Source organism: Burkholderia sp. AU16741 (assembly GCF_002223345.1).
Classification (GTDB): Bacteria; Pseudomonadota; Gammaproteobacteria; order Burkholderiales; family Burkholderiaceae; genus Burkholderia; species Burkholderia sola.
Genome location: NZ_NKEZ01000003.1, coordinates 599,310 through 614,494, shown reverse-complemented (window position 1 = coordinate 614,494; position 15,185 = coordinate 599,310). Strand labels below are relative to the sequence as shown.

At 68.2% G+C, this 15,185-nt stretch carries 15 protein-coding genes; 7 read left to right on the top strand and 8 right to left on the bottom strand.

What is annotated here, in order from left to right; translation table 11 throughout:
* Positions 1-351 precede the first annotated feature (351 nt).
* Complete coding sequence (gudD, locus tag CFB89_RS05380) at positions 352-1,704, top strand: glucarate dehydratase (RefSeq protein ID WP_089467012.1); 1,353 nt, start codon at positions 352-354, stop codon at positions 1,702-1,704.
* Between the two features lie 142 nt (positions 1,705-1,846).
* On the opposite strand, the gene CFB89_RS05375 is transcribed toward gudD, so the two are convergent.
* Both CFB89_RS05375 and CFB89_RS05370 read right to left on the bottom strand, forming a co-directional pair.
* Entirely contained in the window at positions 1,847-2,647 is an 801-nt protein-coding gene (locus CFB89_RS05375) for a hypothetical protein (protein WP_089467011.1), read from the bottom strand.
* A 239-nt stretch (positions 2,648-2,886) separates the two neighbouring features.
* Positions 2,887-3,951, bottom strand: a complete 1,065-nt coding sequence (locus tag CFB89_RS05370; RefSeq protein ID WP_006476459.1) for a glycosyltransferase family 4 protein — start codon at positions 3,949-3,951, stop codon at positions 2,887-2,889.
* Between the two features lie 560 nt (positions 3,952-4,511).
* Between CFB89_RS05370 and CFB89_RS05365 the strand changes: the two genes are divergently transcribed.
* Positions 4,512-6,344: an ABC transporter ATP-binding protein gene (locus CFB89_RS05365; protein WP_089467010.1), complete on the top strand. Its 1,833-nt coding sequence runs from the start codon at positions 4,512-4,514 to the stop codon at positions 6,342-6,344.
* Positions 6,345-6,428: 84 nt separating this feature from the next.
* Here CFB89_RS05365 and otsA read toward each other — a convergent pair whose 3' ends face one another.
* Positions 6,429-7,814 carry an alpha,alpha-trehalose-phosphate synthase (UDP-forming) gene (gene otsA, locus CFB89_RS05360; RefSeq protein ID WP_089467009.1) on the bottom strand — a complete coding sequence of 462 codons (1,386 nt, stop codon included), beginning with the start codon at positions 7,812-7,814 and terminating at the stop codon, positions 6,429-6,431.
* A complete protein-coding gene (gene otsB / locus CFB89_RS05355) occupies positions 7,811-8,563 on the bottom strand; it encodes a trehalose-phosphatase (RefSeq protein WP_089467008.1) in 753 nt (250 codons plus the stop codon). Before otsB ends, otsA begins: the two co-directional genes overlap by 4 nt.
* A 309-nt stretch (positions 8,564-8,872) precedes the next feature.
* Here otsB and CFB89_RS05350 point away from each other — a divergent pair, with 309 nt between their 5' ends.
* The 3 genes from CFB89_RS05350 to CFB89_RS05340 are packed head-to-tail and all read left to right on the top strand — an operon-like array spanning position 8,873 to position 10,840.
* A complete protein-coding gene (locus CFB89_RS05350) occupies positions 8,873-9,505 on the top strand; it encodes an SCO family protein (protein ID WP_089467007.1) in 633 nt (210 codons plus the stop codon).
* An 8-nt stretch (positions 9,506-9,513) separates the two neighbouring features.
* Positions 9,514-9,960 carry a copper chaperone PCu(A)C gene (locus tag CFB89_RS05345; RefSeq protein WP_089467006.1) on the top strand — a complete coding sequence of 149 codons (447 nt, stop codon included), beginning with the start codon at positions 9,514-9,516 and terminating at the stop codon, positions 9,958-9,960.
* A gap of 10 nt (positions 9,961-9,970) precedes the next feature.
* The gene (locus CFB89_RS05340; protein WP_089467005.1) at positions 9,971-10,840 is read left to right on the top strand and encodes a cytochrome c oxidase assembly protein; all 870 of its coding nucleotides are present in this window, start codon (positions 9,971-9,973) and stop codon (positions 10,838-10,840) included.
* A 22-nt stretch (positions 10,841-10,862) separates the two neighbouring features.
* Here CFB89_RS05340 and CFB89_RS05335 read toward each other — a convergent pair whose 3' ends face one another.
* Positions 10,863-11,354 (bottom strand): GNAT family N-acetyltransferase, encoded by a 492-nt coding sequence (locus tag CFB89_RS05335; protein WP_089467004.1) that lies wholly within the window; start codon positions 11,352-11,354, stop codon positions 10,863-10,865.
* 134 nt (positions 11,355-11,488) lie between these two features.
* Positions 11,489-12,355: a pirin family protein gene (locus tag CFB89_RS05330; protein ID WP_089467003.1), complete on the bottom strand. Its 867-nt coding sequence runs from the start codon at positions 12,353-12,355 to the stop codon at positions 11,489-11,491.
* A gap of 111 nt (positions 12,356-12,466) precedes the next feature.
* Here CFB89_RS05330 and CFB89_RS05325 point away from each other — a divergent pair, with 111 nt between their 5' ends.
* Positions 12,467-13,384, top strand: a complete 918-nt coding sequence (locus tag CFB89_RS05325) for a LysR family transcriptional regulator (protein WP_050011446.1) — start codon at positions 12,467-12,469, stop codon at positions 13,382-13,384.
* Positions 13,385-13,486: 102 nt separating this feature from the next.
* On the top strand, positions 13,487-13,990 hold the full coding sequence (locus CFB89_RS05320; RefSeq protein ID WP_089467002.1) for a GAF domain-containing protein: 504 nt from the start codon (positions 13,487-13,489) through the stop codon (positions 13,988-13,990).
* A gap of 80 nt (positions 13,991-14,070) precedes the next feature.
* On the opposite strand, the gene map is transcribed toward CFB89_RS05320, so the two are convergent.
* Positions 14,071-14,877: a type I methionyl aminopeptidase gene (map, locus tag CFB89_RS05315; RefSeq protein ID WP_089467001.1), complete on the bottom strand. Its 807-nt coding sequence runs from the start codon at positions 14,875-14,877 to the stop codon at positions 14,071-14,073.
* On the bottom strand, positions 14,877-15,113 hold the full coding sequence (locus tag CFB89_RS05310; protein WP_089467000.1) for a ParD-like family protein: 237 nt from the start codon (positions 15,111-15,113) through the stop codon (positions 14,877-14,879). Before CFB89_RS05310 ends, map begins: the two co-directional genes overlap by 1 nt.
* Between the last annotated feature and the right edge of the window lie 72 nt (positions 15,114-15,185).

Below are 15,185 nucleotides of genomic sequence, written 5' to 3'. Positions count from 1 at the left end.
TGGCCGGTTCCTTTTTGAATGATCGTAATGTGAGCCGAGGGTTTACGCGGGGTTTGAGCGAAAGCCGATGATTCATTATACTGCGTCACAAGTCATCCGACGACTGATGATCTATGCACGGTTCTCCTGTCGACTCAGGTCGGCTATTCAGCCCCGCCTGGTCCCGTGCGTAACGATCCGGCCCCTGTTCGTGTGCTGCGCTCCATGGGCCCGGTTGTCGCTGCCACCCCGTTGCGTCGACATGCGGGGCTTGCGCGCCGCGCACGTCGGTTGTCGAATGATCGCACCTCCCGCCGCGCGCGGCAAAGCTTTTGCCGCACGGCATCGCCTACTCTTTCGCCATCGCCGCCCATGAACGCCGTCACTGCCTCGCCCTCCCCCGACACGCCGCGCATCGTCGACCTGCAAGCGATTCCGGTCGCCGGCCACGACAGCATGCTGCTCAACCTGAGCGGCGCGCACGGCCCCTTCTTCACCCGCAACCTCGTGATCCTGAAGGACAGCGCGGGTCGCACGGGCGTCGGCGAGGTGCCGGGCGGCGAGAGCATCCGCCGCACGCTCGACGACGCGCGCGCGCTCGTCGTCGGCCAGCCGGTCGGCAACTATCATGCGGTGCTCAACGACGTGCGGCGCACCTTCGCCGACCGCGACGCGAGCGGCCGCGGGCTGCAGACCTTCGACCTGCGCACGACGATCCACGCGGTCACCGCGCTCGAAGCCGCGCTGCTCGACCTGCTCGGCCAGCATCTCGGCGTGCCGGTCGCCGCGCTGCTCGGCGAAGGCCAGCAACGCGAGCGCGTCGAGATGCTCGGCTACCTGTTCTACGTCGGCGATCGCACCAGGACGGCGCTCCCCTATCGCGACGGTCGCGGCGCGACCGACGACTGGACCCGCGTGCGCGACGAGGCGGCGCTGACGCCGGAGGCCGTCGTGCGGCTCGCCGAAGCCGCGCATGCACGCTACGGCTTCAACGACTTCAAGCTGAAGGGCGGCGTGTTCGAAGGCGCGCGCGAGATCGAAGCCGTGACGGCGCTCGCCGAGCGCTTCCCCGACGCGCGCGTGACGCTCGATCCGAACGGCGCCTGGTCGCTCGACGAGGCCGTGCGGCTGTGCCGCGATCAGCACCACGTGCTCGCGTATGCGGAAGATCCGTGCGGGGCGGAGAACGGTTACTCGGGCCGCGAGGTGATGGCCGAATTCCGCCGCGCGACGGGGCTGCCGACGGCGACCAACATGATCGCCACCGACTGGCGGCAGATGGGTCACGCGGTACAGTTGCACGCCGTCGACATCCCGCTCGCCGACCCGCACTTCTGGACGATGCAGGGCTCGGTGCGGGTCGCGCAGATGTGCCGCGACTGGGGCCTCACGTGGGGTTCGCATTCGAACAACCACTTCGACGTGTCGCTCGCGATGTTCACGCACGTCGCGGCCGCGGCGCCGGGCCAGGTCACCGCGATCGACACGCACTGGATCTGGCAGGACGGCGAACGGCTGACGCGCGAGCCGCTGAAGATCGAGAACGGGCTGGTGGAAGTACCGAAGCGGCCGGGGCTCGGCATCGACATCGACATGGATGCGGTCGCGCTCGCGCACGAGCTGTACAAGCAGCACGGCCTCGGCGCCCGCGACGACGCGACGGCGATGCAGTACCTGGTCCCGGGCTGGACGTTCAACAACAAGCGCCCGTGCCTCGTGCGCTGAGCACGGGCCGACCGGGCGGCAAGGTCGCCCGGTCATGCGCGGCTGGGCACTCCTGAGCGGGCGTCCCTGACCGGGCGTCCCTGACCGGGCGTCCCTAACCGGGCGTCCCTATCCCCCGCGCCATCCAGGACGCAGCGAACAGTCAGACGATCTGCTTGAGCGCCGCGTCGAGCGCGAGCACCGCGACGCGGTCGCCTTCGGTCGCGAGCGGCGTGCGCATCACGATCTGCCGGTTGTGGCCGACAGCCGCCGGCGAATCCCACAGCAGTTCCACCTTCGGCCGATTGAACAAGCTGCCGCGACGCGGCGGCACGACCGCCGGCTGCGCGCCGTGCTCGCCCGCGGCGGGCGCCGCGTGGCCGGGCCAGCGCACCGACAGTTCGCGCGCGTCGTACTGGCCGACCTTGCGGCTTTCCATCCAGACGATCGCGGTGCGCGTCAGCACGTCGAGCGAGATCGCATACCGGCCGACCGCGAAGCGGCGCGCGGCCACGTTGGTCCGCCACAGCGGCCGCGGCCGGCAGATCCAGACGATCGCCGCATACAGCGCCGGCGCGGCCACGAGCCAGCCGTTGGTCGCCGTCACCGCATGCAGCGCGCGGCGCCAGCCGGCCGCCCACGTGAACGCGCCGATCGACCACGCGGCGAACAGGAAACCGATCAGCGCGAACACGCGCAGCGCCTGGCGCAACCACTGCGGCAGCGGATGGAACGGCCGCTCGGCCCGGGCGGCGGCGCCCGGCAGCGCGAGCAGCAGGAAGATCAGGATGAGATAGAGGAATGCCCACGGCGACGACATCATCGCCGACAGCGACGCGCGATAACCCATCTGGGACATCGAGAACAGCCAGCGCGCGAGCAGCACGAGACCGATCGCGCGCAACGCGAAGATCACACCGGCGCCGGGGGCCGGCGCTGCGCGCGTGGTTTTCGTTCTCGCCAAGACTGCTCTCCTCTGGATAGTCGTACCGGGCCGGATTTCACGGCACGGCGGCCATTATAGGGACATTACCGTCTGGACAGACGGCAGGATGGTGTGCCGGGCCGCTTCCGCGGCCCTTCTCGGCGCCGGGCGCGGCGAGAATACAACACATCCGCGCCGCAGATGTGACAACGCCCCGCCGGAAAACCCGGACGGGGCGTCGTGGCGGCCGCGCGCCGCCACGCGGCGGCGGCCCGCGATCAGCTTGCGTTGACTTCGCGGAGCACCGTGCGGCGCTTCTGGCGCAGCAGTTCCTCGTAGCCCTTCACGTAGTTCTGCGCCATCACCTTCGACGAGAAACGGGCTTCGAACGCGGCCCGAACCTTCTCGCGCGGCAGCGTATCGAGGCGCTTGAGCGCGGCGACGGCCGACAGTTCGTCCTCGACGACGAAGCCCGACACGCCGTTGTCGATCACTTCCGGCACCGAACCGCGCTTGAACGCGATCACCGGCGTGCCGCAAGCCATCGCCTCGATCATCACCAGGCCGAAGGGCTCCGGCCAGTCGATCGGGAACAGCAGCGCATGCGCATTGCCGAGGAATTCGGTCTTCTCCGACTCGCTGATTTCGCCGATGTACTCGACGTGCGGCAGCGCGAACAGCGGCTTGATCTTCTCTTCGTAGTACGCGCGGTCGGCCTTGTCGAGCTTCGCGGCGATCTTGATCGGCAGGCCGGCCTGCTCGGCGATGCGGATCGCCGTATCGACGCGCTTTTCCGGCGAGATGCGGCCGAGGAACGCGAGGTAGCTCGGCTTCACGTTCGGGATCGGCGTCAGCAGGTTTTCCGGCAGGCCGTGGTAGACGGTCGACAGCCAGTTCGCCTGCGGCAGCGGGATGCGCTGGTTGTCGGAGATCGACACGACCGGCACGTCGCTGAACGCGTTGAAGATCGGCTGCAGTTCCGGCAGGTCGAGACGGCCGTGCATCGTCGTCAGATGCGGAACCGGCTGGCGCGAGAACAGCGAGAACGGGTAGTAGTCGATGTGGCAGTGCAGGACATCGAACTCTTCCGCGCGGCGGCGCACCTGCTCGAGCAGCAGCATGTGCGGGGCCATCACGTCGCGGATCGTCGGGTCGAGGCGCAGCGCCTGCGGCCAGCACGCTTCGAGCTTCGCGGAAGTCTGCGAATCGCCGCTCGCGAAGAGCGTGACGTCATGCCCCATCTCGACGAGCGCTTCGGTCAGATAGGACACCACGCGCTCGGTGCCACCGTACAGTTTCGGGGGCACCGCTTCATGCAACGGAGCGATTTGGGCGATTCGCATGCGTAACTCCTAAAAAATCGGCAAAAAACCAGGTATGGGTCGGCAACCTGCCGGTGGTCCGGGCTGGAAACATGTCGTCCGAACCTCGGACGACTCAGCCTGCCGGGGGCGTCGAACCCGCGCTGCTCAAGGAGCGTCGGCGACGCGACAGGCCATAGAACGTTTGAAACGAAGACCCGTTGACAGGGGTTCGTAAAAAAACCTGGAATCGAACCCGGAGCCGATTATCTAGGGTTATTCCCGATACGGCGCACGACATTTCAAACACTTTACTTTGTTACAAAGGCGCAACACTTTGCAACCCGCGGACTCGGGCGTCCGTTCTAGAGTGGAAGGCCGTTTTGGCGATCCTTGTTAACCCGCAGCTGCCGGCAGCGTGATTCCGGCACACGACGGGATGCCGGATTTTATCTCAAAATCGAGCGCGAGCCCCTGGCCAAGGCAAGATTCGCGCAGCGCGACGCGCGGCGTTGTTTACAATGCCGGATTATTCAGTCCGGGCGAACGCCGGCCTGCAACCCAGCCGCCACGCTCACTCACCGAATCACCGCACCCATATTTTGGAATCTCTCACCCCCGCCCAGCGCAACGCCCACAACGCGAAGCTGTCGAGCTACGCGCATCGGCCGATCGCGTTCCTGTTCCGCTACATCCGCCTCCACCCCGTCGCGCACCTGATCGTGCTCTGCAGCGTGCTGGCCGCCGTCGGCTGCGCGCTCGGCTCGCAATATGCGATCAAGCACCTGATCGACGTGCTCGCGACCGGACGCCATCACCCGGGCCCGCTGTGGAGCGCGTTCGCGCTGCTCGTCGGGCTGATCGCGGCCGACAACATGCTGTGGCGCGTCGGCGGCTGGGTCGCCGCGCACACGTTCGTCGCGGTCACGGGCGACCTGCGGCGCGACCTGTTCCAGTACCTGATCGGCCATTCGCCGACGTATTACTCGGAGAAGCAGCCGGGCACGCTCGCGAGCCGCATCACGGCCACGTCGAACGCGGTCTACACGTCGGAGAACACGATGGCGTGGAACGTGCTGCCGCCGTGCATCGCGGTGATGGGCGCGATCCTGATGATCATCGTCGTCAATCCGCTGATGGCGGCCGGCCTGCTCGGCTGTTCGGCCGTGCTGTCCGTCATCCTGTTCAAGCTCGCCGGCCGCGGCTCCGCGCGCCACCATGCGTTCGCGGCGAAGGCCGCGGCGGTCGACGGCGAGCTCGTCGACGTGATCGGCAACATGGGCCTCGTGCGCGCGTTCGGGATGACGCTGCGCGAACAGAAGCGCTTCAGCGCGACGGTGAAGGCCGAGATGGACGCGCGCCAGCAAAGCCTGCTCTATCTCGAAAAACTGCGCCTGCTGCACGCGGTGATCACCGCGATGCTGTCCGCCGGCCTGCTCGGCTGGGCGCTGTGGCTGTGGGACCAGGGCCGCGCGACGTCGGGCGACATCGTGCTCGTCAGCTCGCTCGGCTTCACGATCCTGCACGGCACGCGCGATCTCGCGGTCGCGCTCGTCGACGTCACGCAGCACGTCGCACGCCTGTCCGAAGCGGTGAAGACGCTGCTCGAGCCGCACGGGATGCCGGACCGCTCCGACGCGCAGCCGCTGTCGGCCACGGGCGGCCGCGTCGACTTCGAGCGCGTGACGTTCGCGTACCCGCACCGTCGCGCGATCCTCGACCACTTCGACCTGCATATCGAGCCAGGCCAGCGCGTCGGCCTGATCGGCAAGTCGGGCGCGGGCAAATCGACCGTGCTCGCGCTGCTGCAGCGCTTCTACGACACGCAGGACGGCGTCGTGAAGGTCGACGGCCAGGACGTGAAGGCCATCACGCAGGACAGCCTGCGCCACGCGATCGCGCTGGTGCCGCAGGACATCTCGCTGCTGCACCGGACCATCTACGACAACATCGCGTACGGCCGCCCCGACGCGACCCGCGACGAAGTGCTCGCCGCCGCGCGCGACGCGCGCTGCGCGGAGTTCATCGAGGCGATGCCGGAAGGCTATGACACGATCGTCGGCGACCGCGGCGTCAAGCTGTCGGGCGGCCAGCGCCAGCGCATCGCGATCGCGCGCGCGATCCTGAAGGATGCGCCGATCCTGCTGCTCGACGAAGCGACGTCGGCGCTCGACAGCGCGTCCGAGGAGGCGATCCAGAGCGCGCTCGACCGGCTGATGGTCGGCCGCACGGTGATCGCGATCGCGCACCGCCTGTCGACGCTGCGCAACTTCGACCGCATCATCGTGATGAGCAACGGCAAGGTGATCGACGACGGTCCGCCCGAGGTGCTGCGCAACCGCCCCGGCCTGTACCGCGACCTGCTCGCGAAGCAGCACGGCCGCCATCATGCGGCCCCGGACGGCAACGCGCCGACCGGCGAACGCGTGGCCTGACGCACCGGCATCCCGCCGACGAAAAAAGCCGCCGTGCTTCACGCACGGCGGCTTTTTCAATTGCAGCGGCAGCAACGGACGGGATCAGACCTGCTGCAGATCGCGCAGGAAATTGTCCCGCCACACCGACACGTTGTTCTCGCGCAGTTGCGCGATCATGTCCGCGTAGCGCGCGCGCCGTTCGGCGAGCGGCATCGTCAGCGCCTGCGACAGCGCATCGGCCATCCCGTCGATATCGATCGGATTGACGATCAGCGCGCCCGTCAACTCACGCGCGGCGCCCGCGAAGCGCGACAGCACGAGCACGCCCGGATCGTCGGGATTCTGCGCGGACACGTACTCCTTCGCGACGAGGTTCATCCCGTCGCGCAGCGGCGTGACGAACCCCACGCGCGCGAGCCGGTACAGCGCGGCCAGCACTTGCCGGTCGTACTGGCGGTGAATGTAGAGGATCGGCGCCCAGTCGAGCTCCGCGTAGCGCCCGTTGATGCGCCCCGACTCCGCTTCGAGCTGCAGCCGGATGTCCTGGTATGCGCGCAGGTCCGCGCGCGTCGACGGCGCGATCTGCAGGAACGATACGCGGTTGCGAATCGACGCCTGATGCTCGAGCAGCTTCTCGAACGCCCGGAAGCGCTCGACGAGCCCCTTCGAATAATCGAGCCGGTCGACGCTCATGATCAGCTGCCGCCCGCGCAGCGACGTCGCGAGCGTGCGCACCGCCTTGCCGTGCTCGCCCGCCTGCGCGAGCGACGCGATCTCGTCCGGATACACGCCGATCGGATAGGCGGCCGCGCGCAACGTCTGGCCGAACGCCCGTACGCGCACCGTGTGCCCGTCGTACTCGACTTCGCCGTCCGCCTCGAACTCGACGTAGTCGCAGAACGCGCGCAGATCGGGCTCGGTCTGGAAGCCGAGCAGATCGAACGCGCACAGCGACTCGACGAGCTCGCGGTGCGGTGGCACGTTGACGAGCACCTGCGCGGCCGGAAACGGGATGTGCAGGAAGAAGCCGATGCGGTTCTTCACGCCCGCATCGCGCAGCGCGCGGGCGAACGGAATCAGGTGATAGTCGTGCACCCAGATCACGTCGTCGTCCTGCAGCAGCGGCACGAGCTGCTGCGCGAGCCACACGTTGACGCGGCGGTAGCCGTCGAATTCGTGGCGGTCGTACTGGATCAGGTCCGCGCGGTAATGGAACGCGGGCCACAGCGTCGCGTTCGAGAAACCGCGGTAGTACTGGTCGTAATCGCGGCGCGTCAGCCCGACGGTCGCGAACGTCACGGGCCCGCGCTCCTCGATGCGGATCTGCGGCTGCGGCGCGCCGGACGCGACCACTTCGCCGCTCCAGCCGAACCACATGCCGCCGGTTTCCTTCAGCGCGTCGTAGACGCCGATCGCGAGACCGCCCGCCGCCGGTTCGCCTTCCGAAATCGGCGCGACGCGGTTTGAAACGATGATGAGCCGGCTCATGCGTGCGGTTGCCCCGCGCCGAGCCAGCGTGCGATCTGCTCATGCAGCGCGTCGACCGAATCGAGCCGCATCCGCGCGGACGTCTCGCCCGCGCCAACCTTGATCGACAGGCCGCCGCGCGCGTTGACCACCGCGAAGCCCTTCTCGTCGGTCAGGTCGTCGCCCGCGAACAGCGGCACGCGGCCCGCAAAGGGCGGCTCGTCTAGGAAAGCGGCCAGCGCACGCCCCTTGTCGACGCCCTTCGGCTTGATCTCGAACACCATCTTGCCCGGCTGCAGCACGTACGCATCCGGATAGTCGGCGACGAGGCGCTCGGCCGCTTCGCGCGCCACCGCCTCGCGCTCGGGCGCATTGCGAAAGTGCAGCGCGACGGCCGCGCCCTTGATTTCGAGCAGCATGCCCGGATGGCGGTCGACCACGCCGGCAAGCTCGCGCTCGATGCGCAGCAGGCGCTCGTCGTTGAAGCCGATGCGCTGCGTGTCGCCGTTCGCGTCGCGGCGCTCCGCGCCGTGCAGGCCGGCGATCGGCAGGCCGGGCATCTTCAGGAACGTGTCGAGGTTGTCGATCCCGCGACCGGACACGACCGCGACCGCGCCGTGAGAGCGGCGCGACAACTCGTCGAGCAGCGTCGGCAGCGACGGCGGAACGTGAATGCTGTCGGGGGTCGGCGCCAGCTCGACGAGCGTGCCGTCGAAGTCGAAGAAGAACGCGGTGTCGGTCAGGGACAGGGAAGCCGGAACGGATTGCATCGATTCGATAGTCTGAGGGCGACCGGAAAATGCCGGGCGCCGCTGCGCGAATGGAGTTGTGCGCATCTTACCGCGCCTGCGCCCCCAGATGGGCGAAACCGGGGCCACGCGAACATCGCTCCGCCCGCCGCGTCAACTGCGACATATTGCCCCGCTCGCCCGCGCCGTATTGGTTTCGAAAGGACGCGGGCGCGCGAATTGCGCTACAGTCGCAACCGCCTGCCGCGCGTCGCTCGTTCGGCGCGGCCGAACGGCGCTCCTTACTCCTTGCCCTATGAGCAATTTCGGACATTCGCATGCGCGTTCCATATGGAAACGGTCCCTAAGATGCCGTCCCGCCTCTCCCGCCTCATCCGCACGGCCGCGGCCCTCGCCGCCGCCGTGGCGCTCGCCGCGTGCACGCACGACGAGCCGCGCTGGAACCTGACCAACGTCACCGGCCACCTGCCCGACCTGTCGTTCGAGCTGACGGGCGGCGACGGTCACCCCGTCGACGCCGATGCGTTCCGCGGCCGCGTCGCGCTCGTCTACTTCGGCTACACGCACTGCCCCGACGTCTGCCCCGAAACGCTGGCGCGGCTGATGGAAGTGCTGGCGAAGCTCGGCCCGCAGGCGGACGACGTGCGCATCCTGTTCGTCTCGGTCGATCCCGCACGCGATACGCCGCAGGCGATGCAATCCTATGTCGCCGCGTTCGACGCCGCGCACGCGCGCGGCCTGACCGGCACCGACCGCCAGATCGAATCGCTCGCGAAGCGCTATCGCGTCGCGTACCAGATGGAAAAACGCGATCCGTCCGGCGGCTACGAAGTGACGCACAGCTCGGCCGTCTACATCTTCGACGCGACCGGCCGTGCGCGCCTGCTCGCGACCGATCGCGATTCGCCCGACGCCATCGCCGCCGATGTGCGCCGGATCATCGACACTGCCTCCACGACCTGAATTCCGCCATGAACACGAAAACGACCCTCAAGACGTTCGCCCTCGTCGCCGCGCTGTGCGCCGGCGCGCACGCGTATGCCGCCGGCGCGATCAGCGCGCAGAACGCGTGGGTGCGCTGGCTGCCGAACAAGCTGCCCGCGGGCGGCTACGTGACGCTCGTGAACACCGGCGACAAACCGATCGACCTCGTCGACGTCGACAGCCCCGACTACGGGATGGCGATGCTGCACCAGACGGTATCGAACGGCTCGACGCAGAAGATGGAAATGGTCGACAAGCTGACGATCCCCGCGCGCGGCAAGGTCGACATCGCGCCGGGCGGCTATCACTTCATGCTCGAGGAGCCGAAGCACGCGATCAAGCCGGGCGACACCGTGCACCTGCGCCTGAAGTTCTCCGACGGCGAAACGGTCGATGCGCCGTTCGCCGTGAAATCGCCGACCAAGACGAAGTGATGCGCGCGCGATGAACGTCCTGTACTGGCTCGATCCGTGGGAACCGTCGCCGACCGTGGTCATCGCGGTGCTGACGGCCGCCGTGCTGTTCGCGCGCGGCGTGAAGAAGGCGAAGGTGTCGCCGCTGCGGCAGTTCTCGTTCTGGTTCGGGCTGACGGCGCTCTACATCGCGCTGCACACGCGGCTCGACTATTTCTTCGAGCACGAATTCTTCATGCACCGCGCGCAGCACCTCGTGCTGCATCACCTCGGGCCGTTCTTCATCGCGCTGTCCTACCCGGGCGCGGCGATCCGTGCGGGCATTCCGTTCCGCTGGCGGCAGCGCTTCGTGCGCCCCGCGCTCGCGTGGGCGCCGGTACGGGCGACGCTCGACGTGGTGTTCCATCCGGTCGTCGCGGTCGTGCTGTTCGTCGGGCTGATCTATTTCTGGCTGCTGTCGCCGATCCACTTCATCGCGATGCTCGACTGGCGTCTGTATCGCGTGATGAACTGGAGCATGGTGATCGACGGGCTGCTGTTCTGGTGGCTCGTCGTCGATCCACGTCCCGCGCCGCCCGCGCGGCTGTCGCCGGGCCGCCGGATCCTGATCGTCGTCGCGGCGATCCCGCCGCAGATCGCGCTCGGCGCGCTGATCTTCTTCACGCCGCACGAGCTGTATCCGATCTACTCGATCTGCGGCCGCGCGTTCACGTGGCTGAGCCCGCTGCGCGACCAGCAGATCGGCGGCCTGCTGCTGTGGATTCCCGGCTCGATGATGAGCGTGATCGGTGCGCTGATCGCACTGCGGCACTGGCTGCGACTATCCGCGCGCGGGCGCCTGATCGGCGAGCGGGCCGCGCAGCGCGGGGACTCACCACCGGTCGCGCGCACCGCGCACTGACCGCCGCGCAGCGCGGCGCGCGTCACGCGCGCGCGCTGCTCATCCACACGTGCGGGATGCCGTCCTCGTCGTGCACGTCCGAACTCGGCGCGAAGCCGAATGCCCCGTAGAAACGCTGCAAGTGGGCCTGCGCATGCAGGCTCACCGGCGTGTCCGGCCATTGCGCGCGGATATGCTCGAGCGCGCGCGACAGCAGCCCGTTGCCGAGGCCGGCGCCGCGAAACGCGGCGGTCGTCAGCACGCGGCCGATGCGCACGTCGGTGTGCTGCGCATCCGGCAGCAGCACGCGCAGATAGCCGGCCAGGCGACCCGCCGGATCGAATGCCGCCAGGTGCCACGCGGCCTGGTCCGCGTCGTCGATGTCGCGGTACACGCAGTTCTGTTCGACGACGAACACGGCGCTGCGCGCCTCGAGGATCGAATAGATTTCGCGCGCCGTCAGCGCGTCGAAGGGTTTCCAGCGCCAGTCGAGATCGGCGGTGCTCGAGGATGCGGCGGGTGCGGAAGCGTTCATGGTCGGTCCTGATTCGGGCGCGCCGGCCGGCGCGCGGCAACCGTCGATTATGCCTCGAAGCGCCTATCGCGCGCGATCGCCTGCCCGTGCGCGAAAAAAGGCCCCGCATCGCGCGGGGCCTGCTCGTCATGCCGTCATGCCTGCATCTCGCCGAAGCGGCCGCTGTTGAAGTCCTCGATCGCGGTCCGGATTTCCTCTTGCGAGTTCATCACGAACGGGCCGTAGCCGACGATCGGCTCGTCGATCGGCTCGCCGCTCAGGATCAGCAGCTTCGCGTCGCCGTTCGCTTCGATCTCGACGTCGCTGCCGTCGCGGCCGAGTTGCACGAACTGCGCTTCGCGCGCCACCGTCTCGCCGTTCACCAGCACGGTGCCGCTCAACACGACCACCGCGAGCGTCCGCCCTTCGGCGACGGGGAACCGCGCATGGCCGCCCGCCACGAGCCGCACGTCCCACACGTCGATCGGCGTGTGCGTGCGGGCCGGGCCGCGCCGCCCGTCGAACTCACCGGCGATGATCCGCGCGCGTCCCGCGCCGTCCGGCAGCTCGACCACCGGAATATCGGCGTTCAGCAGCGTCTGGTAGCCGGGCGCGCCCATCTTGTCCGCGGCGGGCAGGTTCACCCACAGCTGCACCATCTCGAGCGGGCCGCCCCGCTCCGTGAACGCCTCCGAGTGGAATTCCTCGTGCAGGATCCCGCTCGCGGCCGTCATCCACTGCACGTCGCCCGGGCCGATCGTGCCGCCCGCACCCGTCGAGTCGCGGTGCGCGACTTCGCCGTCATAGACGATCGTCACCGTCTCGAACCCGCGGTGCGGATGCTGGCCGACGCCGCGCGGCGCGCTCGCCGGTTCGAACGTCGCCGGACCGGCGTAATCCAGCAGCAGGAACGGGCTCAGGTGCGTGCCGTGAGACTGGTAGCTGAACATCGAACGCACCGGGAAACCGTCGCCGACCCAATGGCCGCGCGGCGCACTGTACACACCCTGGATCTTCTTCATTGCCCCTCTCCATATTGCGGCGAAACCCGTGTTTCGCATCCATGAGTCACAATATAGAGATGGAACGATCGATCCGGTAGACTGCCGAAATCGCACTCAGCGTTCCATTTCATGAACGATAAAGCGCGGGATCTGAACGATCTCTACTACTTCGTGCAGGTCGTCGAACATGGCGGCTTCGCGCCGGCCGGGCGCGCGCTGGACATGCCGAAATCGAAGCTGAGCCGCCGCATCGCGCTGCTCGAGGCACGGCTCGGGATGCGGCTGATCCAGCGTTCGACACGCCGCTTCACGGTCACGGACGTCGGCCAGACCTATTACGCGCATTGCCGCGCGATGCTCGTCGAGGCCGATGCCGCCGACGAGGCGATCGCACTGCTGCACGAGGAGCCGCGCGGCATCGTGCGCGTCAGTTGCCCGATCGTGCTGCTGGATTCGCTGGTCGGCACGATGATCGCCGCGTTCATGGCCGCGTGCCCGCGCGTCGAGATCCACCTGGAAGCGACCAACCGGCGCGTCGACGTGGTCGGCGAAGGGATCGACGTCGCGATCCGCGTGCGGCCGCCGCCGCTCGAGGACAGCGATCTCGCGCTGCGCGTGCTCGCCGAGCGCGGCCAGTGCCTCGTCGCGAGCCCCGCGCTGCTGCGCGAGCATGGCGTGCCGGCCGTTCCCGCCGATCTGACGCGCCTGCCGAGCCTCGACCACGGCGTGCCGCAGTCCACGCACGTGTGGCGGCTGCGCGGGCCCGACGGCGCGCACGCGGAGATCCATCACCAGCCGCGCTTCGTGACGGGCGGCATGCTCGCGCTGCGCGCGGCGGCCGCCGCAGGCGTCGGCGTCGTGCAGTTGCCGACGATGATGGTGCGCGACGAGGTGTCGCGCGGTGAACTGGTCACGGTGCTGCCGGACTGGGCGCCGCGTCGCGAAATCGTGCACGCGGTGTTCGCGTCGCGCCGCGGGCTGCTGCCCGCGGTGCGGGCGCTGCTCGACTTTCTGGCCGAGCGGTTCGCCGAACTCGAACCCGATTGAGCGCGCCGCATCGCACACAGCCATGCGCTGCAGAGCGCCCGCGCGTGCCGTAGACTGCGGTACGCGCAGTGCGCATTTTCCAACCCCTATCGCTTTCCCGCCATGTTCACGCTGTCCAACGACCCTACCGCCTCCAAAGCCGATCAATACGCGACGCTCGTCGAGCAGGCACGCGCGCTCGTCGAATCCGAACGCGACCTGACCGCGAACGCGGCGAATTTCTCCGCGCTCGTCTATCACTCGCTCGATCGGCTGAACTGGGCCGGCTTCTACTTCTTCGACGGCGCCGAGCTCGTGGTCGGCCCGTTCCAGGGCAAGCCCGCGTGCGTGCGGATCGCGCTCGGCAAGGGCGTGTGCGGCACGGCCGCGCAGACGCGCGAGACGCAGGTCGTGCGCGACGTGCACGACTTCCCCGGCCATATCGCGTGCGATGCGGCGTCCGAATCGGAAATCGTCGTGCCGTTGGTGGCCGGCGACGGTACGCTGATCGGCGTGTGGGACGTCGACAGCCCGGTCGCCGCGCGCTTCGACGACGAAGATCGCACAGGGATGGAAGCGCTGTGCCGCGTGTTCGTCGAACACGCGTGGCAAAAGGCCCGCGGTTAAGCGCCGCGAACGACACGGGCCCCGCAAAGGGGCCCGTTTCATTGCAACACCGCGCCGCCGCATGCGACGCACGGCCTGCGTCAGACCGCGTGCGTGCCCGAAAGCGCCGCGAACGCCTGCGGCTTCGCGTCGTCGGTCAGCACCTCGAAGCCCGTTTCCGTCACCACGACCATGTGCTCCCATTGCGCGGACAGCGAATGGTCCGCCGTGACGACGGTCCAGCCGTCGGCCAGCACGCGCGTGTCGCGCTTGCCCGCGTTCAGCATCGGCTCGATCGTGAAGATCATCCCCGGCCGCAGCGGCAGGCCTGTGCCCGGGCGACCGTAGTGCAGCACCTGCGGCTCGTCGTGATAGACGTCGCCGATGCCGTGCCCGCAATACTCGCGCACCACGCTGAACCCTTCGCGATGGGCGACCTGCTGGATCGCATAGCCGACATCGCCGAGCGTCGCGCCGGGACGCACCGCGCGGATGCCGGCATGCATCGCCTCGTAGGTCGACACGACGAGCCGCCGCGCGAGCTCGTTCGGTTCGCCGACGAAATACATGCGGCTCGTATCGCCGAACCAGCCGTCCTTGATCACCGCGATGTCGAGGTTCACGATGTCGCCGTCGCGCATCGGCCGCGACGTCGGAATGCCGTGACAGACCACGTGGTTCACCGACGTGCACAGCGTCTTCGGGTAACCGTGGTAGCCGATGTTCGCGGGGATCGCGCCCAACTCGTCGACGATGTATTCGCGACAGCGCGCATCCAGCTCGTCGGTGGTGACGCCCGGCTTCACGTGCTCGGTGATCATCGTCAGCACCTGCGACGCGAGCTTCGCGGCTTCGCGCGACTTGGCGATTTCCGCGGCACCGCGGATCGGGATTTCGCGTTTCGCCATTACGCCACCTGCTCGATGCCTGGCGCGACCGTCTCGGCCGGCCCCACGTCGCCGCCCCGCGCCTCGGCCTCGATCAACATCTTGCAGATGTCGCCGTAGGACAGCGCCGGGTTGAGTTCCGCCAGCATCCCGACGCGCAGCCAGTGTTCGGCCTGCGCGTTGATCGAACGGCTCAGCGCCGTGCTCGTCGAGCGCAGCCGCTCGTGCATATGCTCGGAAATCTTGATGATACCCATATATCCCCAATTAAACGAAACGTAGCTGTTTCGTATATTACGCCACGCACGACGACGGGACAAGCCGTTCGT